Origin of the sequence: Belliella baltica DSM 15883 (assembly GCF_000265405.1) — a bacterium.
GTDB classification, from domain to species: Bacteria; Bacteroidota; Bacteroidia; order Cytophagales; family Cyclobacteriaceae; genus Belliella; species Belliella baltica.
Map to the genome: position 1 here is coordinate 1,427,454 of NC_018010.1, position 20,464 is coordinate 1,447,917.

General features: G+C 37.2%; 21 protein-coding genes and 1 tRNA gene. 15 read left to right on the forward strand and 7 right to left on the reverse strand.

Translation table 11 applies throughout. The features are described from left to right. The first annotated feature begins 95 nt into the window (after positions 1 to 95). From odhB to BELBA_RS06625, 6 genes are all read left to right on the forward strand, one after another. Positions 96 to 1,637: a 2-oxoglutarate dehydrogenase complex dihydrolipoyllysine-residue succinyltransferase gene (gene odhB, locus BELBA_RS06600; protein ID WP_014771961.1), complete on the forward strand. Its 1,542-nt coding sequence runs from the start codon at positions 96 to 98 to the stop codon at positions 1,635 to 1,637. Positions 1,638 to 1,802: 165 nt separating this feature from the next. Further along, the gene (locus BELBA_RS06605; RefSeq protein ID WP_014771962.1) at positions 1,803 to 2,159 is read left to right on the forward strand and encodes a four helix bundle protein; all 357 of its coding nucleotides are present in this window, start codon (positions 1,803 to 1,805) and stop codon (positions 2,157 to 2,159) included. 52 nt (positions 2,160 to 2,211) lie between these two features. Next, positions 2,212 to 3,609: a dihydrolipoyl dehydrogenase gene (lpdA, locus tag BELBA_RS06610; RefSeq protein ID WP_014771963.1), complete on the forward strand. Its 1,398-nt coding sequence runs from the start codon at positions 2,212 to 2,214 to the stop codon at positions 3,607 to 3,609. A 301-nt stretch (positions 3,610 to 3,910) separates the two neighbouring features. Further along, a complete protein-coding gene (locus BELBA_RS06615; protein WP_014771964.1) occupies positions 3,911 to 4,108 on the forward strand; it encodes a hypothetical protein in 198 nt (65 codons plus the stop codon). A gap of 188 nt (positions 4,109 to 4,296) precedes the next feature. After that, positions 4,297 to 5,448 carry a DUF4221 family protein gene (locus BELBA_RS06620; protein ID WP_014771966.1) on the forward strand — a complete coding sequence of 384 codons (1,152 nt, stop codon included), beginning with the start codon at positions 4,297 to 4,299 and terminating at the stop codon, positions 5,446 to 5,448. Then, positions 5,438 to 5,854, forward strand: a complete 417-nt coding sequence (locus BELBA_RS06625; protein WP_014771967.1) for a hypothetical protein — start codon at positions 5,438 to 5,440, stop codon at positions 5,852 to 5,854. The genes BELBA_RS06620 and BELBA_RS06625 overlap by 11 nt, the downstream gene beginning before the upstream one ends. 162 nt (positions 5,855 to 6,016) lie before the next feature. Here BELBA_RS06625 and thrC read toward each other — a convergent pair whose 3' ends face one another. The 3 genes from thrC to thrA form a co-directional block, all read right to left on the reverse strand. Further along, the gene (thrC, locus tag BELBA_RS06630; protein ID WP_014771968.1) at positions 6,017 to 7,321 is read right to left on the reverse strand and encodes a threonine synthase; all 1,305 of its coding nucleotides are present in this window, start codon (positions 7,319 to 7,321) and stop codon (positions 6,017 to 6,019) included. Between the two features lie 169 nt (positions 7,322 to 7,490). Continuing rightward, the gene (locus BELBA_RS06635; RefSeq protein ID WP_014771969.1) at positions 7,491 to 8,420 is read right to left on the reverse strand and encodes a homoserine kinase; all 930 of its coding nucleotides are present in this window, start codon (positions 8,418 to 8,420) and stop codon (positions 7,491 to 7,493) included. Then, on the reverse strand, positions 8,417 to 10,873 hold the full coding sequence (thrA, locus tag BELBA_RS06640) for a bifunctional aspartate kinase/homoserine dehydrogenase I (protein WP_014771970.1): 2,457 nt from the start codon (positions 10,871 to 10,873) through the stop codon (positions 8,417 to 8,419). The genes BELBA_RS06635 and thrA overlap by 4 nt, the downstream gene beginning before the upstream one ends. A 576-nt stretch (positions 10,874 to 11,449) precedes the next feature. Between thrA and BELBA_RS06645 the strand changes: the two genes are divergently transcribed. Then, positions 11,450 to 11,875 (forward strand): META domain-containing protein, encoded by a 426-nt coding sequence (locus BELBA_RS06645; protein ID WP_041779557.1) that lies wholly within the window; start codon positions 11,450 to 11,452, stop codon positions 11,873 to 11,875. A 61-nt stretch (positions 11,876 to 11,936) separates the two neighbouring features. Here BELBA_RS06645 and BELBA_RS06650 read toward each other — a convergent pair whose 3' ends face one another. The 3 genes from BELBA_RS06650 to BELBA_RS06660 are packed head-to-tail and all read right to left on the reverse strand — an operon-like array spanning position 11,937 to position 13,761. Then, a complete protein-coding gene (locus BELBA_RS06650; protein WP_157466067.1) occupies positions 11,937 to 12,389 on the reverse strand; it encodes a nuclear transport factor 2 family protein in 453 nt (150 codons plus the stop codon). Then, complete coding sequence (locus BELBA_RS06655) at positions 12,386 to 13,072, reverse strand: head GIN domain-containing protein (protein WP_014771975.1); 687 nt, start codon at positions 13,070 to 13,072, stop codon at positions 12,386 to 12,388. The genes BELBA_RS06650 and BELBA_RS06655 overlap by 4 nt, the downstream gene beginning before the upstream one ends. An 11-nt stretch (positions 13,073 to 13,083) precedes the next feature. Beyond that, positions 13,084 to 13,761 carry an SDR family NAD(P)-dependent oxidoreductase gene (locus tag BELBA_RS06660; RefSeq protein ID WP_014771976.1) on the reverse strand — a complete coding sequence of 226 codons (678 nt, stop codon included), beginning with the start codon at positions 13,759 to 13,761 and terminating at the stop codon, positions 13,084 to 13,086. A gap of 63 nt (positions 13,762 to 13,824) precedes the next feature. Between BELBA_RS06660 and BELBA_RS06665 the strand changes: the two genes are divergently transcribed. The 3 genes from BELBA_RS06665 (at position 13,825) to BELBA_RS06675 (ending at position 15,506) form a co-directional block, all read left to right on the forward strand. Next, positions 13,825 to 14,703, forward strand: a complete 879-nt coding sequence (locus BELBA_RS06665; RefSeq protein ID WP_014771977.1) for a mechanosensitive ion channel family protein — start codon at positions 13,825 to 13,827, stop codon at positions 14,701 to 14,703. Then, positions 14,687 to 15,022 (forward strand): MGMT family protein, encoded by a 336-nt coding sequence (locus BELBA_RS06670; RefSeq protein WP_014771978.1) that lies wholly within the window; start codon positions 14,687 to 14,689, stop codon positions 15,020 to 15,022. Before BELBA_RS06665 ends, BELBA_RS06670 begins: the two co-directional genes overlap by 17 nt. A gap of 118 nt (positions 15,023 to 15,140) precedes the next feature. Continuing rightward, on the forward strand, positions 15,141 to 15,506 hold the full coding sequence (locus BELBA_RS06675; protein ID WP_014771979.1) for a helix-turn-helix domain-containing protein: 366 nt from the start codon (positions 15,141 to 15,143) through the stop codon (positions 15,504 to 15,506). Here BELBA_RS06675 and BELBA_RS06680 read toward each other — a convergent pair whose 3' ends face one another. Next, positions 15,507 to 16,949 carry a sodium:solute symporter gene (locus BELBA_RS06680; RefSeq protein WP_014771980.1) on the reverse strand — a complete coding sequence of 481 codons (1,443 nt, stop codon included), beginning with the start codon at positions 16,947 to 16,949 and terminating at the stop codon, positions 15,507 to 15,509. It abuts the gene before it with no gap. A gap of 53 nt (positions 16,950 to 17,002) precedes the next feature. Here BELBA_RS06680 and BELBA_RS06685 point away from each other — a divergent pair, with 53 nt between their 5' ends. From BELBA_RS06685 to BELBA_RS06705, 5 genes are all read left to right on the forward strand, one after another. Then, complete coding sequence (locus BELBA_RS06685) at positions 17,003 to 17,296, forward strand: ATP-dependent Clp protease adaptor ClpS (protein WP_014771981.1); 294 nt, start codon at positions 17,003 to 17,005, stop codon at positions 17,294 to 17,296. 12 nt (positions 17,297 to 17,308) lie between these two features. Further along, the gene (recR, locus tag BELBA_RS06690; protein ID WP_014771982.1) at positions 17,309 to 17,929 is read left to right on the forward strand and encodes a recombination mediator RecR; all 621 of its coding nucleotides are present in this window, start codon (positions 17,309 to 17,311) and stop codon (positions 17,927 to 17,929) included. 829 nt (positions 17,930 to 18,758) lie between these two features. Beyond that, positions 18,759 to 18,835 (forward strand) — tRNA-Ala (locus tag BELBA_RS06695). Between the two features lie 153 nt (positions 18,836 to 18,988). Next, entirely contained in the window at positions 18,989 to 19,381 is a 393-nt protein-coding gene (locus BELBA_RS06700) for a hypothetical protein (RefSeq protein WP_014770964.1), read from the forward strand. Between the two features lie 2 nt (positions 19,382 to 19,383). Then, complete coding sequence (locus tag BELBA_RS06705) at positions 19,384 to 20,397, forward strand: IS3 family transposase (RefSeq protein ID WP_014771252.1); 1,014 nt, start codon at positions 19,384 to 19,386, stop codon at positions 20,395 to 20,397. Positions 20,398 to 20,464: the final 67 nt, after the last annotated feature.

The following is a 20,464-nucleotide window of genomic DNA, read 5'->3' on the forward strand; positions in this document are numbered from 1 at the left end:
TTACTAAATAGCTGGCTTAGGTTTAATTTAAATTTATTCATGTTAAATTAACCTTAGATTCTGCAAATGAATTTGGGGGTAAAAAAGAAAAAACAATGAGCCTAGAAATCAAAGTCCCTACCGTAGGGGAATCTATCAGTGAAGTGACCATTGGACAGTGGTTCAAAAAAGACGGCGACTTCGTAGAAATGGATGAAGTGATCTGTGAATTGGAATCCGATAAAGCAACTTTTGAATTGGCAGCAGAGGCTGCAGGTATTTTGAAAACCATGGCAGCTGAAGGAGATATCTTAGAAATCGGTGCTGTGATCTGTGAAATCAATACTGATGGTCAAGCTGGAGGAAAAATTGAAAAATCAGAAAAACCTGCTGAATCTTCTTCTTCATCTGCAGGAGGAAAAACTGGCGAGGTGAAAGATATGATCGTTCCAACAGTAGGTGAGTCGATCACTGAAGTTACTTTGGCCAACTGGCTAAAAGCTGATGGAGATTATGTGGAATTGGACGAAATCATCGCTGAAGTAGATTCTGACAAAGCAACTTTTGAACTTCCTGCGGAGGCAAATGGAATTTTGAGACATGTTGCACAGGAAGGCGATACGTTAGAAATCGGAGGATTGATCTGTAAGATTGAAGTGATGGAAGGTGGAGCACCAGCATCAGACGATTCTAAGGAAGAGGTCTCTGATAAATCTTCAGGTACATCTACATCTGATAAAGAAACTTATGCCACAGGTCATGCTTCTCCCGCAGCTACGAAGATTCTTGCAGAAAAAGGAATCAGTGCCAATGACGTGAAAGGAACTGGCAAGGATGGTAGAATCACGAAAGAAGATGCTGAAAAAGCTGAAAAATCTGCTCCTAAACCAGCAGCATCAAAACCAGCTGAATCCAAAAAAGAAGAAAAATCTGAAGCTGCTCCAAAGGTAGCTGGATCAAGAGATAGTAGAAGAGAGAAAATGACTTCTCTTCGAAAAACTGTTTCCAGAAGATTGGTTTCTGTGAAAAACGAAACAGCCATGTTGACCACGTTCAATGAAGTGAACATGGGTCCAATCATGGAAATGAGAAAGAAATTCAAAGATCAATTCAAGGAGAAGCATGGTGTGAACCTTGGTTTCATGTCTTTCTTCACCAAAGCAGTATGCGTGGCATTGCAAGAATGGCCTGCTGTGAATGCTCAAATTGATGGAAACGAAATCGTTTATAATGATTTCTGTGATATTTCTATTGCTGTTTCTGCGCCAAAAGGACTTGTAGTTCCTGTCATCAGAAATGCTGAGGCCATGAGCTTTGAAGAAATCGAAAAAGAAGTAGTGAGATTGGCTACCAAAGCGAGAGACAATAAATTGTCTATTGAGGAAATGACAGGTGGTACATTCACTTTGACTAATGGTGGAATCTTCGGTTCCATGATGTCAACTCCGATCATCAACGCCCCTCAGTCAGCGATTCTTGGAATGCACAATATTGTAGAAAGACCAATGGCAGTTAACGGAGAAGTAAAAATCCTTCCAATGATGTACTTGGCACTTTCTTATGACCACAGAATCATTGACGGCAGAGAATCCGTAAGCTTCCTGGTACGAGTGAAGCAGCTTCTTGAAGACCCGACGAGGCTGTTGTTTGGAGTCTAATGTCCTTAGTACAAAGTACCAAGTACGATGTACAATGATTGGCATCACAGCTGCTGGAAAGCATTTTAAACCCTTATAATCGTTTAATTACAGCTAAAATCAGATAGGTTTATCTGTAAAGTTTTAAATTATAGTTTAATTTCTTTACACTTAAACCTATCTAATATGCATAGATACAAAGAACTACGAGTATGGCAAAAGGCCATAGATTTGGCTGTAGAAGTTTACAGAATTACTGAAAAACTTCCTAAAGAGGAGAGGTATGGCTTAATTAGTCAAATGAATAGATCGGCTGTTTCTATTCCATCCAATATTGCTAAAGGAGCAGGTAGAAATTTAGAAAAAGATTTTAACAATTTTCTGGGAATTGCCTTGGGGTCTTCCTTTGAGTTGGACACTCAGGTAATTATTTCAAATAGGTTGGAGTACATTAAACAGCAAGATTTTGAGTATTTAGAAAATGAATTAGAACATCTTCAGAATATGATAACCAAGCTGAAGATGAGTTTGAATCTTCAATAACCAACTAGGTGCTTTGTACATTGTACATGGTACTTGGTACAAATAAAAAAATATGTACGACGTAATCGTAATTGGCTCCGGACCTGGAGGGTATGTGGCAGCTATCAGAGCAGCTCAATTGGGAATGAAAACTGCCATCATTGAAAAATATCCAACACTTGGCGGAACATGCTTGAATGTTGGCTGTATTCCTTCAAAGGCACTTTTGGATTCATCTGAACATTACCACAATGCTGCTCACACTTTCAAAACGCATGGGATCAACTTGAGCAGCTTGAAAGTTGATTTGAAGCAGATGATCGCTAGAAAAGATGATGTTGTCAAGCAGAATGTGGATGGAATTGATTACTTGATGAAGAAAAATAAAATTGATGTTCATCAAGGTTTGGGTTCTTTTGTCGATAAAACAACTGTGAAGGTGACCAAGGATGACGGTTCTTCAGAAAATATCCAAGGCAAAAACATCATCATCGCCACAGGTTCAAAGCCTGCGTCACTTCCTTTTATCAAACTAGATAAAGACCGAGTGATTACTTCTACGGAAGCCTTGAAAATGAAAGAAATTCCTAAGCACCTGATCGTAATCGGTGGTGGTGTGATCGGAATGGAATTGGGTTCTGTTTATGGTAGAATGGGAGCGAAAGTTTCTGTTGTTGAGTACATGGATTCTTTAATTCCAACTATGGACAGAACGATGGGCAAGGAATTGCAAAAGTCTTTGAAAAAATTGGGCTTTGAGTTTTTCTTGAAACATAAAGTGGTAGCAGTAGAAAGCAAAGGTAAAGAGGTAACAGTAAAAGCTGAGAATTCTAAAGGAGAAACCGTAGAATTGAAAGGTGATTATGTGCTGGTATCTATTGGCAGAAAACCTTACACTGAGGGATTGAATGCTGAAGCTGCTGGAGTAAAAATCACCGATCGTGGACAAGTAGAAGTAGATAATCATTTGAGAACAAATGTGCCAAACATCTACGCTATCGGTGATGTAGTCAAAGGCGCAATGCTTGCGCACAAGGCTGAGGAAGAAGGAACTTTCGTAGCAGAAGTGATTGCAGGTCAAAAGCCGCATATCAATTATCTGCTGATTCCTGGAGTAGTTTACACTTGGCCGGAAGTAGCGGCAGTAGGATATACTGAAGAGCAATTGAAGGAGAAAGGGATCAAATACAAAGCTGGCAAGTTCCCATTCATGGCATCAGGTAGAGCAAGGGCATCAATGGATACAGATGGTTTGGTGAAGGTACTTGCTGATGCCGAGACAGATGAGATCTTAGGAGTTCACATGATCGGTCCAAGAACAGCTGATATGATTGCTGAAGCGGTTGTTGCCATGGAATTCCGTGCATCTGCTGAAGACATCGCTAGAATGTCACATGCACATCCAACTTACACGGAAGCTTTCAAAGAAGCTTGTTTGGCTGCTACGGATAATAGGGCATTGCATATTTAGCAGTGGGAGGCATCTCGCTAAGGTAGCAAAGGTGCAGAGGACGCTGGAGAAAGAAAATCTATATTTCTCTAATATCTTCTAAAAGTTCTGTCTACACCATAGACGGAAATAAATATAAAATTAAGAAACCCTTTGAGATTTATCTTAAAGGGTTTTTGTGTTTTAGATTTAACTTTTTTACCTAAAAACCTTCATTTCAGAGGGCTATTTTAAATTTTTGTCTAGAAAAATTTGCTTTAAGTATATATATATATATATATTGCTTTTATAAATATTATTTTAACCTAAAATTTTTGAAAAGATGAAAAAATTGAAATTATTTACAGTAGCAACATCCTTATTTGGGATTTTAATTGTTGGATTTACCTTTATGGGTAGCCAAACAGCAGATGCGCAAAGTTCTTATCCAGTTTGCAACTATTCTGAGACAGGACCTTGTGAAGAACCTTCGACTGTAACAACTTGTCCATGCGAAGATGAAACTGTGATAATAAATTAAAGAAAGAGAAATCAAGTTGTGAAATCAATCATTAAAATAAATAATGGTGGGTATAAATTATCTACCATTATTTATATATTTATTTATAAAATAAATATGTTTTATGATGATATATTTTTACGTTTCTGAATCCATTATTTATCAATACCCTTACGATTTCGTCGAAAAAAAATATTTAGAAAAAAATAATGTCAAAAAAAGTAATTTTTATTTTTACTGTATTCTTAATTACATCTTGTAGTATTCGATCTGAAATAAGCGTAATCGATTTAAAATACACCGTCGAAGAGCGTATAGAAATTCTTTTAGATAGCATTTCAAGTCCCCTGAACTATCGGGTACAACTGTTAGAAACAGACTCAGGAAGAGTGTTGGCCACAATGGGTAGGTTTCCTTTTGGAATAAACTTTTATAATCTTGAAACAAAAAGTAAAATTCATCAAATTTATCTTTCATCAGATGGGATTGACAAGGTTGGTGTATCCAATGGCTTTCATTTTCACAGTAACGACTCCATATTTATCACATCAGTTCCTGCGACTATATCAATTTTTGATATAAATGGTAAGAAATCAAAGGATATAAAAATAGAAGGGACAGATCAATATGTGCAAACCATTTCATCTAAGAATTATAGGCCATTGATTATAGAGCAAAAAAGTTTTTATGGTGCCTATCCATTTATCACCAAACATTGGGAAACGGCTTTGAAAGATGTTTCTAAATTCAAACATTTATTTAAGTATAACCTAGAGAAATCCGATATAAAGTGGTTAAATTATTCTTTACCAGAAGGTTTTTGGGATCAAGGAATTTTTTCTCCTGAATTTAGTTATGTATCGAAAGGAGATTCTATAATTACTTTTTTTAGTAGAGATTTGAGATTAAATGTTTTTTCTAAATCTCAAAATAAAATTATAGATACTAAAGAGCTGAAAACACCCAATAGAATAGAATTTGCCAAATTCAAAGATAGACCTTACGGAGATGAAGGAGTAATAAAGGAGTTAGAAAATGGAGTTATAAAAGGGGCACTGTATGATAATTTTAGAGATGTTTACTACGTAATCTATGAGCTACCTATAAATCCAGAGTTGTATTCATTAAGTTTATTGCAGTTATATACGAACAGGCCTGAATTTAAAATTTTTCTTTTGGATTCTAATTTTGACTATCAAGGTGAAATTTTATTCAAAGGTTTTGCCGCAAATCCAAATGAAATATTTTTTGGAAAGAAGGGCTTATATATTTCTTCTAACCATCAATACAATCAGAATTTTAATGAGAATTATTTGATTTATGATATTATCAGATTTGAAGGATTAAATTATGAAGACTAATGCAATGGCATTGTTGGGTATGATCCTATTTTTTTTGTTAGGTTGTAAGCAAGGAAGCAATGATTACGATTTCATCCATACGCAATTCGATATTCCTGAATCGGTAGATTGGGTTTTGGTGATAAATCCATCAGCATGTAAAGGATGTTTGGACAATTTGTTCAGCCAAATTTATGAAGCAAATTTAAGTAGAGGTGCTTTACTTATTATCAGTCCTAGTTCTAAGACCTATCTCAGCAACCCACATCTTTCCCAATTAGACATTCCCATTTTATTTGATACTAAAAGATTCTTGATTACTGACGGATTATTTGATGTATCGGACGAGTTAATTCTCTTAAAATCGGACAAATCTCAAAAGTTCAGTACAGATGATTGGACTTCGCTTCAAGAAAATTTGGATTAACCTTTTATTGGGTCCAGTTTAAAGAATAAAATCAAAAGCATCACAAATCATACACAGAGCACAAGGGTTTTGCTAACTACTTCTTAAAATTCACTACTAGATACGTCCCTATTTACCTTCGTGAAACCGTATTGTCCCTTAGTGTTTAAATTTCGTGAGACCTTATATACTGATAAGCAAATACTTTTTAAACTCTTGAAAATCATTTTTCAATGGAGTAGTTTTCTTTTCTCCTTTCATAAATTTTTCTAATCTCTCGGGAAGTTCAAGCTTCAGCCCTAAGGTTTCTTCTACCACATTTCTAAACTTTCCAGGGTGGGCAGTTTCTAAAAATATACCCACAAATTGATCAGGATTCTGCTTTCTAAAGTTCCTTAAACCCAAATAGCCCACCGCACCATGGGGATCCATGATATAGTTGCTGTTTTCTTTGACTTTCAACATTCCATATTTGGTATCTTGATCTTCAAAGTAGAAGCCTTTCACCTTTTCTCTAAATAGCTTTTCATCATTGTCATACAAGGCGAGGAGTCTGAAAAAATTACTTGGATTTCCCACGTCCATGCTGTTGCTGATGGTTTGCATTGAAGATTTTGTGATAAATGGATTTCCAGCCAAGTAATTTGGAACGACTTTGTTAACATTGGTAGAGGCTATGAATACATCAATGGGTAAGCCCATTCTTTCTGCCAAAATTCCTGCTCCTAGATTTCCAAAATTTCCACTAGGAACAGATACAGCTATTTTTTTATCTGTTTGAGGTAGTCTTGAATAGGCATAGAAATAGTACAAACATTGTGGAATCCATCGCGCAATATTTATGGAATTCGCAGACGTTAGAAGCATTTTTTCATTGAGTTCTTTATCCAAAAATGCTTCTTTAACCATTTTTTGACAATCGTCAAAAACTCCATCTACTTCAAGCGTGGTAATATTCTCTCCTAATGTGGTGAATTGCTTTTCTTGAAGCTCACTGACTTTTCCTTTTGGGTAAAGAATGATCACTTCTACGTTTGGAACTTTATAAAACCCATTCGCTACAGCACTTCCTGTGTCTCCTGAAGTTGCTACAAGCACACGAACATTTCTTTCTTCGCCTTTCATCAAGATCGACATCAATTTGGAGCAAAAACGAGCACCAAAATCCTTGAAAGCCAATGTTGGTCCATGAAAAAGTTCAAGGCTATAAACATCCTCTTCAACCTTGACCAAAGGTGCATCAAAAGTCAACGTATGATCTACAAGCTCTTTGATTTGCTCTTTTGTCAAATCCTCACCAAAAAGTTCGGTAATTACATGGTAACCAATCTCAAGGAAACTTAAGTTTGGTAAATCTTGAATAAAGTCTTTAGATAAAACTGGGATTTTTTCAGGCATGTATAAACCTTGATCAGGCGCAAGACCTCTGATCACAGCCTCTTTGAGACTGACCGAATGTTTTGGATTATTGGTACTATAAAAGTTCATAAGAATTATAACTTAGTATAAAATATTATATAAAATCACCTCTTCATTATTTTTTCACTTATAACAGTGTTTAAAGTTTCTTTAATCAGCTGTTGACAATCGACAGAGGACTGATGATAAATAATTCAGGTGTTTACTTTCTGAGATCATAGCGTATAAACACAACGCTTTAAATCACATAAGCGCCTCTGTCATTGACTTCAGATATATAGACATCAACGTCAAGACCGATTTTTTTGAAGACTTCTTTTCCCGCAGACCCCACTTCTTTTGCGATGGCTTGCGATGGAGACAAGGTAAATATGGTAGGGCCAGAACCCGAAATCCCCGACCCTAATGCGCCAATCGTTTGAATAGCTTCACGCAATTCGTAGAACCCTGGGATCAATAGTGCTCTTGTTGGTTCGGCTATGACATCTTTCAAAGACCTGCTGATCAAATTATAATCCTCTTGAAATAAACCCGCAATTAATCCTGCAATATTTCCAGACTGAATAGTAGAATCTTTCAAAGATATCTGTGTTCTCAAAACTGATCTTGAATCAGAAGTATTTAGCTCTAAATGAGGATGCAATAGTGTACAATAAAGTCCTTTTGGAACTGGAAGCTTGATTACATCTAATGGTTCATAATCTCTGATCAAAACGAATCCACCAAGTAGGGAAGGGGCTACATTATCAGCATGGGCAGCGCCACAAGCGATCCTTTCAGCTTCTATAGCGAAATTCACAAGTTGTTTTTTGTCAAATGGATATCCAAGCAAAGCATTTGCAGCAACTAATGCAGCAGCTGCACTTGCGGCAGAGGAGCCCATTCCAGAACCTAAAGGAAGCCCTTTGTACAAAGAGATCTCCATCCCCTTAGTAAATCCAAGGTGATCCAACATCGCTTGAATTGCTACTGTGCACGTGTTTTTCTCTGCTTCATAAGGCAATCTTCCTCCATCACCTTCTATTTTTACGACTTTGAGTCCGGGAGTTTCGCTCAAGCTTACCTCCACCTGATCACCCAATTCATCTATGGCAAAACCTAAGATGTCAAAGCCACATGACACGTTGGCTACAGTAGCTGGGGCAAATGCTCTTATAGTTTTCTTCATGATCTTGTATAATTTCCAAGACGAATAACATCCGCAAAAACACCTGCCGCAGTCACATCCGCCCCCGCTCCAGGTCCTCTGATAATCATAGGAAAATCATGGTATCTTTCTGTTGTAAACAAGATCATATTGTCACTTCCCTTCAAGGTGCTGAACGGATGTGAATTATCAAGTGATTTCAGTCCAACTTTTGCTTTTCCATTTTCAAGCGTTGCCATAAAGCGAAGCTTTTCTCCTCTGTCTGATGCTTCAAAAAGAAGTTTTGCAAACTCTTGGTCATGACCTTTCAGTTTTCCGAAAAATTCATCAACCGTTTTTGGATCTACACAATCTTCGGGAACCATGCTTTGAATGCTGATATCTTCGAAATGTAAGTCTTGCTCCGCTTCTCTACCCAAAATTAGAATTTTCCTAGCCACATCCATTCCGCTCAAATCATCTCTTGGATCAGGTTCAGTGTAGCCTTTTTCCTTAGCTAGTTTGACTACATCACTAAATGGAGCTCCTTTTTCCAATTCACTGAAAATATAATTCATGGATCCACTAAGAACAGCTTCTATTTTGATCACTTTGTCTCCACTCAGCATCAAATCCTGTAAGGTATTGATAACTGGAAGTCCTGCTGCAACATTGGTTTCATAGAGAAATTTGACGCTTCGTTTACCTGCGAGTTTTTTCAGGTTTTTGTATTTTTCTAAAGAACCCGAGTTCGCTTTTTTGTTTGGAGTGACGATGGCCACTTTAGCATCCAATACTCTTTCATAAAAGTCAGCCACATCTTGGCTTGCCGTGCAATCCACAAAAACAGAGTTGGAGAAGTTCATGGATTCCATTTGAGAGATAAATTGGTCTAGATTCATTGGCAAAGCTCCTTCTGCATTTTCAGGAAGCGGACAGTTTTTTAGCTCAAAGCCGTCTTCATGAAATGCCATAAATCTCGAATTGGCGATACCGTGGATTTGAATATCAAGTAAGTTTTCTTTTTGCAACTTTTCTTGCTGATTCGCAATCATCTTGATCAATGCCTGTCCGATCAAACCTACGCCGACTAAGAAAACGTGCAACACTTTGTTATCGGATAAGAAGAAAGCCTCGTGCAAGGCATTGAGCGCTTTCTGAAGGTCGGTTTTCGATACGACAGCGGAAATGTTCAACTCGGAGCTTCCTTGTGCTATGGCATAAACGTTTACATTGTTTCTACCTAAAGCTTGAAACATCCTTCCACTTGCTCCAGGATTTTGCTTCATATTTTCACCCACAACCGCTACAATGGCCAAATCAGAAATAACATGAACTACGTCGATTTCTCCATTTCTAATTTCATGGAAAAATTCTTTTTCAATTGCTTCTTTGGCAAGGGAAATCTCGTTTGCTTTTATGGCGAGACAAGTGATTTGCTCCGAAGATGCTTGAGAAATCAGAAGGACATTTACATTTGCACTAGCTAAGGCTGTGAAAATCCTTCTGTTCACATCAATGACATCCAAGATTCCTGCTCCCTGAATATTAAGCACAGCGATGTCAGACATGGACGAAATTCCTTTAATTAGCTTTCCAGCAGGGGCATCACCATTGATTAAGGTACCTGGATTTGATGGCTCAAAAGTATTCTTGATGTAAATGGGAATTCCCTTTTTCATCGCAGGCATCATTGTAGAAGGGAAGATCACTTTAGCGCCAAAGTGAGATAGCTCCATCGCTTCGCTATAACTCAATTGAGGAATGGTGAAAGCAGAATATACCAATCGAGGGTCTGAGGTCATTACACCTGATACATCTGTCCAAATTTCTAAACTATCAGCGTGAAGCGCTGAGGCAAATATTGATGCGGTGTAGTCAGAGCCACTTCTTCCCAAAGTGGTTGTTTCCCCTTTTGAAGTGGAGGCGACAAAACCTGTTATGACTTGAATTTCTTGGTGGTTGTGGAAATAATCCTGGATGAGATCATTTGTGATAGGAAAGTCAACTTTTGCATTACCAAAGCGGTCATTTGTTCTGATCACATCTCTCGCATCGAGATATTTAGCCGACAATCCGGAAACTTTCAAAGCTTCTGCTAAAATGAATGCAGACAGTCTTTCACCAAAGCTAGCGACATAATCCAAAGTCCTTGGCGAGCATTCTTTGATCAAATAGATTCCATGAAACAGATCTTCCAGTTCATTGAACCGCACTTTGACATAGGTCAAAACTGGTGATTGAAGGTGGATAGGAAATAGCTGTCGGACAAGTTCAATATGTCTATCTTCAAGTTTCTTGATTTCCTGAACATAAGATTTATCACCATTTTTGGCGGCAAAGGCGCTTTGGAGCAAAATTTCCGTGACGCCTCCAAAAGCTGAAAATACCACCGCAATATCTTGTGAATGTTTACTTTCCTTAATAATCTCAAAAACTTTTTTGATATTTTCATGATTGGCGATTGATGAACCTCCGAACTTTAAGACTTTCATAAAAATTAGTTATGTTTGAATGGGATGTATATAATGAATTTTTGATCCAAAACCTGGATCTTAATCTAAAGGGCTGTATAGTAGAAGTCACGGGATTACCCCGTAATGGTAGTTGAAAAAGAAGCTGTCCCCATGCCAAAAAACCCGACACATACTGCATGCTCTGCGGTTTGTTTTGGAGTTAAGATATTTTTAGCGGATAATTGCATGAGTTATTTTTGACTTCACAATTCTACTTACATTTTTTCAAAAACCAAAAAATTTTTTGTTGTTTTTTTAATTAAAAGCTTTATTTATTATTGAATTTATAAATTATTTAAAGATTTATTGATTAAATATCATTTGATTTCAATTTATTATTCTGAAAAGCGAGCCATATTTTTATAATTATTCTAAAATCAGGGATGTTTTCAACTCAATTTCGATTTATCTAAAGTTTGAAACTTAACAATTAATTATTAACAAAGTTGAATTTTATCTTTTTATTTTGAAATTTATGTCATAAAAGTCAAGGCAGCTTTCTATTTTTAAAATTATCTGTTAAATTTGTTCATGTTCAACTTTAGCTCATTGATTATGAAAAAATTAATAAACCTATCATTCATTCTAGTCTTTTTGACTTTTTCTTCTTGTGATTCTGTAAGTAAATTGAATCCTCTGAGTTTACTTACAGGGAATAATTGGGTACTATCCTCTTTGCTAGGGGGTGGTTTGGATGCTAATAAATTCGCTTCAGGACTTCCATTTTTGAATTTTATGGATGGAGGAAAACTATCCGGGTTTGCTGGTTGTAACAATTTTTCAGGAAGTTTTCAATTAGAAGGGACTTCTTTGAACTTAGACCCTGGAGCGATGACAAAAAAGGCCTGTGGAGGAGAAAATGCGGAAGGACAAATTGTGAATTTGCTTTCACAGGTGAAGAATTTTAAAGTCGCTAAAGACAAGTTAACGCTTTTTGATGGTGCCAAAGAATTAATGAGTTTTATTCCTCAAGGGAATTAAAAATTTTTATTCATAAAAAAAGCCCCAATGAAATCAGAAAATCTTCATTGGGGCTTTTTATTTAACATCCCTCTTTTCTTCGGGTGTCTATGATATAAGCTATTTTCCAGCCTCCTGAGGTCTTGATCAGTTGAAATGAATTTACACCACAGTGGCTAAATCCATCATTGACATAGAATTCATAAGGAGTCCAAGCAGAAGCCATGTGACCATCAACTTTTATTTGATACTCCAAGATTCTTTCATCTAGAATCGTATTATCAGGTGTGGTAGCAATTCTATTGACAAAATCCTGTACTGAATTACTCCCTATGGTGGCACCGTTTACTCCGACTATGGTTGTTTGCATGATTGCATCTTTCAGAAATGCCTGCTCTACCAAAATCGGATTCTTGGATTTCATGCCTTCAAAAAGCGATGAAATAACTTTTTCTACTTCTACTTGATCAGTTTGAGCAAAACTTATCATGGTCTGAGCGATCATGATGAAAGCGATTATTAAATATTTTTTCATTTCTTTTTAATATCTCCTCCCGTGTTTGTTTTAATATCTATCAAGATTGGATTGCCTACGTAAGTGATTTTTGCAGCTGTTGCTGCTGAACCTACAATGGATTCTTTAACTTGAAATTCACCTTTAGCAGCAGTGTTTGCCAAAATTTCAGCATTTATAACCCTTAAGTTTTTTCCATCAATATCTGCATTGGTGTAAGCTTTCAAGTCTAAATTATTCGCATTTCCTTTAATTGCAATTTTTGAATTGGTAGAAGCTTCTATAAATAAGTTTTCTGCCTCTACGGCTACTTCAATATAAGCATTTGCATTACTATAGAGATAAACATTTGTCCCAGAAAGTTCATTGTTAGCAAAAACTTTTGCACTTGTAGAAGCTTGAATTTCGTCGATATCGATGTAGGTAATAGTCACTTTCACTGAACTAGATCTGAAATTCCCACGTCCAAGCTTGACATCTAAGATATCCTCTGAAACGTTTGTTTCTATTTTGTCTAACTCGATTCCCGAAGCAACAATTGAGATTGAGTTTTTGTCTCCTTTTACCAATTCCGCTTCTATAGAATTAGAAACTTTGATGCTAGAGAAATCTCTTAAGTCTCTCGTCTCTTTATTTGTTTGTGCTTGAGCTGCAATGGCCACAAAAGAGATAAGAAAAATGAATAATGCGCTTACTTTTTTCATGATTTTTTTGTTTACACTCCTCCATAAAGTTTGAAGGTCATGTTTCGCAAATCAGGGTTGTTGACAGCATAATGCATGGCTTCTGCAATTTCTGAAGGGTGAACCCAATCAGTAAATTCAGCATCAGGCATAGATTCCCTGTTTGGTGGGGTATCGATTATGCTTGGTACAAAAATGTGTGATCTGATTTTTGTTCCCTTTGATTCTTCAGCAACGTAATCTGCGAGACTGACCACCATCCCCTTACTCAAAGCGTATGCCACAACATTCTTCCCATCTTCAGGTTGTAACGCAGGCCTTGCACCTACAAACAAGAAATTTCCTTTATTAGCCTTTTTGAACATGGGTAAAAAGTTTTTGACCATATTGAAGGAAGAGAAAAAATTCAGTTTGACCATTTCATTGATGTCATCGGTAGATGTTTCTTCTATGTTTCCGCCTGCATATCCACCAACCAAAAGAATGATAGCTTCTACTTCACCATATTGCATGATATATTCTTTAGCAAAATCAGCAGCAGATTTATCATCGGTAACATCTACTTCATAAACATCATCGGCTTCTTCGATTTCATCTCCAGATCCAGGAAGGATGGTTGCAATTATTTTGTACCCTTCACGCTTAAATTTTTCAATTACTGCACTTCCAAGATTTCCGGCTCCACCGGTTACGATTATATTCCGATCCATATTTAGTTTATTATTATGTTTGCATTATCATCTAAAATTAAAGGTTAATTTCTCGAAAGCATTATGAATTTCAAAAAATCCGCAGTCCAAGTTGTAGAAAATGAGAAGAGAAAAATCTTTCTAATTAAATTAGTCGTATTTTTAGTCTTGGTAATTTTGATTCCAATTGTACCTTTTCTCAATGATTTTATTTTTTCTAATTCCTTTATGTATCAATTTTACTCCTCTTTAATATTTCTTTTTGGGGCAAATTTGATTATTTCATTAGGAAGAATAATTGCTGCAAAATTTTACATTCGGCGAATTGCTGAGCAAAGAATTCACGGAAATTTTCTACTTGGGATTACTTGGATTTCCAACATTTTGAATGTCATTGCTTTTCTGATTGCATTTATGTTTTTGTTTGCAATCAAGCCACTCGAATTTCTGACGAGCCTTACAATCGTAGCAGCAGCTATTGCAATTCTAAGCAAAGACTATGTCACCAATATGATTAATGGTCTAATCATCATGTTCACAAATCAATTTTCCTTAGGAGACCAAATCAAAATAGGAGAACATTTTGGGAGACTTTCAGATATTACACTTTTAAACTTGGTATTGAAAAATGACAATGAAGACTCGATTATTATTCCAAACAATTTAGTGTTTGCTGCTCAAGTAGTCAATCAAAATCCATTCAGGAAGAAAGTTCAAGTATATTTTGAAGTGCCTTTGGGTACTGTGATTTCAACCCAAGAAGTAGAAAATGAAATATCTTCCTATTTGTTAGATCAGGGTGAAGATGTAGCCGAAATGGAGCTTTCTGTTTCCTTGGCAGAATTACTAAAAGACTGCAAGAAGTTTGAAATTAAGGCTTTCGATAAACCAAATAATGCACAAAAGTTAGAAAAATTGCTCAAAGAAGGTATTTTAAAATTCATAGATGAAATCAAAAAGTGAGAATTACTTCGATCAGGTTTTTCAAGTTGTAAAATTGATCCCAAGAGGGAAAGTGACTTCATATGGAGCAATAGCAAACTATCTTGGGCTAAAAAGTGGGGCAAGAATGGTTGGCTATGCGATGAATGCTTCACATGGGGAAAAGGATGTCCCAGCACATAGAGTTGTAAATCGGAATGGGGTGCTCACAGGAAAACATCACTTCTCTTCACCGAAAGAAATGGAGGAGCTTTTAGAAAAAGAGGGTGTGGTGGTAGAAGATGATCAAGTTTTGGATTTTGAAACTGTTTTTTGGGATCCTAGTAAATACCTGTTATAAGTATTTTTACAAGTTTAAACGGTTATATACGACAAAATAAATCTTTTTTTGACATTTTTTAACGTTTTTTGACTTTTGAGTATGCTTTTTGCAAAAAAGCTTTCAAATAACATTTGATATGGAAGCGGAATTAAAAAGTCACATCGCAGAAAACCTTAGAAAACACAGAGTTTTAAGAGGATACACTCAGGAATACATCGCTGAGTACTTAGGAAAAAGAGATTATACTGCTTACTCGCGATACGAGCAAGGAAGGTCAAATCTTAAGATGGAAGATGCCATCAAGCTTGCAAATTTATACGAAGTAGATGTTCAGGAATTGATTTCTGTTACACCTTCTGTATCGGCCTATTCTGATAATGGTAAAAAGTCAAATGGACTTTTATCTATTTTAGTAGATCTTGATGGTTCCAATCATACCTTAGAAGGAAATATCAACAAATTGAAAAAAATCAACGAGATGTTAGCCAAGAACGAAATTTAATTATTTCTTTCTGATCAAAAATAATCCAAGATACATCAATAGGCCATTTAAGATAAGTGCTTCAAAGCCGAATTTATAGCCCCAAAGTATTTTTTCTGAATTTTGACTGATTAGGAAAGTAATAATTGGGGCTACAATTGCCAAATAGGGAACAAGTTTGTCTTTTACCTGAAATTTGGTAAACAAGCCAAATGCGTATAATCCAAGTAGCGGACCGTAAGTATAACCCGCAATTACAAAAACTGCATTTATTACGCTTTGATCATTTATCCATCGAAACATCAAGATTACAAAAAACATCACAGCAGTAAATACGAGGTGAACCTTCTTTCTCAGCTTTACTTGCTCATTCTTAGGGTATTTTTTCTCAATTTCTAAAAAATCATAACAATACGAAGTTGTTAATGCGGTTAGCGTGGAGTCGGCGCTAGAGTAAGCTGCTGCCGTGATACCTAAGACAAAAACGATTCCAGCAAAAGCAGTAAATTCTGTAGTCGCTAAAAGAGGATATAAATCATCAGACCTTGTAGGAATGGCTATACCATGTGTTTCAGCATAGAGGTAAAGCAGAACACCTAGGGAAAGAAAAAGTAAATTCACGAAAACTAGGATGATGGTAAACCAGAACATGTTTTTCTGTGCGTCTCCGATGTTTTTACAGGTTAGATTTTTTTGCATCATATCTTGGTCTAAGCCAGTCATGACAATAGTGATAAAAGCTCCAGAAATAAATTGCTTGAAAAAATTTTGTCCCGATTGCCAATTCCAGTTAAAAATTTCTGATCTAGAATCTGATGCTACCGTGTTTATGTATTCGGAAATGGTGAGAATTCCTAAATCTCGCCCAATAAGATAAATACTCACAAGAACTGCTGCAAGCATGAAAAATGTTTGAAGAGTATCAGTCCAAACGACAGTTTTGATTCCTCCACGATGGGTGTAGAGCCAAATCAAAGACACTGTAATCAAAACAGATACCCAAAATGGGATTCCCCATTGATCAAAAAGTATCAATTGTAAGACTCCTGCCACTAAAAACACCCTGATAGAAGAACCTAATGTTCTAGATAGAATAAAGAAAAAAGCCCCAGTTTTGTAAGACCAAAATCCAAATCTATTCTCTAAATACGCATAAATTGACACTAAATTCAATCTATAGTAAAGAGGTAATAAAACTTTGGCAATCACAAAATACCCTAATGTATATCCCATTACCACTTGGAAATAATTGAAATTACTGTTACCAACCTCGCCAGGTACAGAGATGAATGTAACACCAGACAAGGATGCTCCAATCATTCCAAAAGCAACCAAAAACCAAGGAGATTGTCTATCTCCTGTGAAAAAAGTATCTTTAGAAATGTTTCTTGAGGTAAACCAAGATATCAGAAACAACAGTGCAAAGTATGAGGTTATTACTACAAGAACTAAATTTGAATCCATAGAGAATTTATGATAAGGCATGCTAAATTGTCTATAATAATTAAATTTGCAAAATGAATCAACAAACACAAGCGCATCCGGAGTTAGACGAAGTAGAAGTTTTACTAGAGGATTTGGTAGATATTGAGGAGAGTGACCTTGTTGTTTTCAATGACGATGTCAACACTTTCGAGCACGTTACCAAAATTCTTATCAAAGTATGTAATCATACTACAGAGCAAGCAGAGCAGTGCACTTTTATTATCCATTACAAAGGAAAGTGCGCTGTCAAAAAGGGGAGTATTGAGAAATTGAAGCCTATGTGTCAGGCAATCTTAGATGCAGGTATTCAAGCTGCCATTCTTTAATTTTGATAGCCAGTGAATTTCCCTTCAAAATTGATAGAAGATGCTGTAAATGAAATCAGCCGCCTCCCTGGAATAGGCAAAAAAACAGCATTAAGGCTCGCTTTACACCTTCTCAAGCAGAACGAATCTGTAACAACATCACTTTCTCAATCGATCACAAAATTGAGAACTGAGATCAAATATTGTCAAATCTGCCATAATATTTCTGATGCAGATACATGCAGTATTTGTATGAGCCAGAGAAGAAATCGTAAAATTATCTGTGTAGTTGAAGAAATACCTGATGTATTGGCTATTGAAAACACCTCACAATATGATGGTCTCTATCATGTGCTAGGTGGAGTAATCTCCCCGATACAAGGCGTTGGTCCTGACGAATTAAAAATTGACTCTTTGTTCAGTCGAATAACTATTTCAGATCAAGATAATCATGTTGAAGAAGTAATATTAGCACTTCCTGCTACGATGGAAGGTGATACAACTTCTTTTTATATTACTCGAAAGCTCAAAGAGTATGGCGTAAAAGTAAGTACAATTGCGCGAGGAATTCCTGTAGGAGGAGAGTTAGAATATACTGACGAAGTTACCTTGGGTCGAAGTATTTTGACAAGAGTGAATTATTCTGCTGATTGATAATTTCCTTTGCTCAATTGAAAAGCGTTTCTATATTTGCAGTCCAATAGGGGGGTACCTTCCCGAAATTCTTCGGGACTAGATCGTCCCGACTGTTGTCGGGAAGACCACTGAGTTACTCAGGGCAAAAATATAAGGGGGATTAGCTCAGTTGGCTAGAGCGTCCCGACTGCTGTCGGGAAGACCACCGAGTTACTCGGGAGAAAAATATAAGGGGGATTAGCACAGTTGTCTAGATCGTCCCGACTGCTGTCGGGAAGACCACCGAGTTACTCGGGAGAAAAATATAAGGGGGATTAGCACAGTTGTCTAGATCGTCCCGACTGCTGTCGGGAAGACCACCGAGTTACTCGGGAGAAAAATATAAGGGGGATTAGCACAGTTGTCTAGATCGTCCCGACTGCTGTCGGGAAGACCACCGAGTTACTCGGGAGAAAAATATAAGGGGGATTAGCACAGTTGTCTAGATCGTCCCGACTGCTGTCGGGAAGACCACCGAGTTACTCGGGAGAAAAATATAAGGGGGATTAGCACAGTTGTCTAGATCGTCCCGACTGCTGTCGGGAAGACCACCGAGTTACTCGGGAGAAAAATATAAGGGGGATTAGCACAGTTGTCTAGATCGTCCCGACTGCTGTCGGGAAGACCACCGAGTTACTCGGGAGAAAAATATAAGGGGGATTAGCACAGTTGTCTAGATCGTCCCGACTGCTGTCGGGAAGACCACCGAGTTACTCGGGAGAAAAATATAAGGGGGATTAGCACAGTTGTCTAGATCGTCCCGACTGCTGTCGGGAAGACCACCGAGTTACTCGGGAGAAAAATATAAGGGGGATTAGCTCAGTTGGCTAGAGCGCTACACTGGCAGTGTAGAGGCCACCGGTTCGAATCCGGTATTCTCCACCAAGGCTTGCAATTTTGTGAGCCTTTTTTCTTGGAACACAGTTGTGAAGAGCGTCCCGACACCTGTCGGGAAGGCCACCGGTTCGAATCGGGGGTCGTGTACTGAAATAGGTTGACACAATTTTACTAGAAATTGTAAACCTATAATCGGACAAAATGCGAAAGACAGAAAAATTCTCTGAGGAGGCAAAGAGAAAAATTGTTATGGAAGTACTATCAGGTACTTTGACTAAAGAACAAGCAAGGCATGTTTATGGAATTAAAAGTAAATCCGCTATCTTGGAATGGATGAGGATTTTTGCTGGTTTAGAAAGGAGAGTTCCTAAGGACCCTCTTCCGATATTAAGAAACATGTCAGAAAAACAGGATTCCAACAACGAGTTAAAAGCTCGTATTAAGCAACTTGAAGAAGAGTTGAAGCTTAGCCAGTTAAAGGGCAGGGCATATCAGATCATGGTCGATATTGCCAAAGAAGAATATGGGCTGGATCTTGAAAAAAAGTCTGGTGCCAAGCAGTTCAAAGACTCAAAGAAGAAGAGCCAAGGATAAGCTTGGCTCAACTTTGTGGATTGTTTGGCAAGAGCAGACAAGGTTACTATAAAGGTATCAATAATGTTTGTAAAGAGGCATTTGAGGAAGATTTGGTGCTAAGTTTTGTTCTCAAGATCAGGAAGAAGGCTAAAACATCCAGGTGGGGGTTGAGAAAAATGTATTCTTTGATAAAGAAAGATTTAACCCTACATAAAATCAAGATAGGCAGAGATAAACTGTTTGATCTGCTTCGTATGAACGGATTATTAGTTACTAAGAGAAAAAGGAGGTTTTTCACTACCCAGAGCCATCATTGGCTAAGGAAGTACCATAATCTTGTTGAAAATATGGTTGTCTCAAGACCCAACCAGTTATGGGTCTCCGATATTACCTATGTCGAGCTTAACAGGGAAGTCATGTATCTGTATCTTATTACAGATGCTTATTCCCAGAAAATAGTGGGCTGGAATCTTTCTTTTGACCTGAAGGCTGAATCGGCGCTTGATGCCCTAAAAATGGCTTTTCAATCTCAGAAATACATTGAACCATACTCCCTGATTCATCACTCAGACCGTGGGGTACAGTACTGCAGTTATGATTACACGGACCTTTTAAAAAAGAAAAAAGTCTGGATCAGTATGACGAAGCCTGCCTCCCCACATGAAAATGCCATAGCAGAAAGAGTAAACGGTATTCTTAAAGAAGAGTGGTTGGATGATATTGCTAGAGAACAAGGTGTCAATGCACAAAAATATATAAGTCAGATCATCAAAATCTATAATGATATGAGACCGCACGAAGGACTGGGGAGTAATCTTACGCCAAACCAAGTACATGACGAAGGTTTTCTAAGGCATGATACCGAACGCGTTATTGGGAATAAGTACAGCTGGAAAAAGAAGACCGAACCTGTTAAGATCCGGTCTGAAAATAGCAACACTATCGGACCAAACGACTATTCCTTGGCAAGTTGCTCCTCAGCAGAGCTTGCCTCCGCTTCATCGTGGTATTGTAAGTTATCCCAAACTTCTTAGAAATTGAAATACTAACTATATTTGAACAATAAAAGTGTCAACCATTTTCAGGACGAGACAGGGGGTA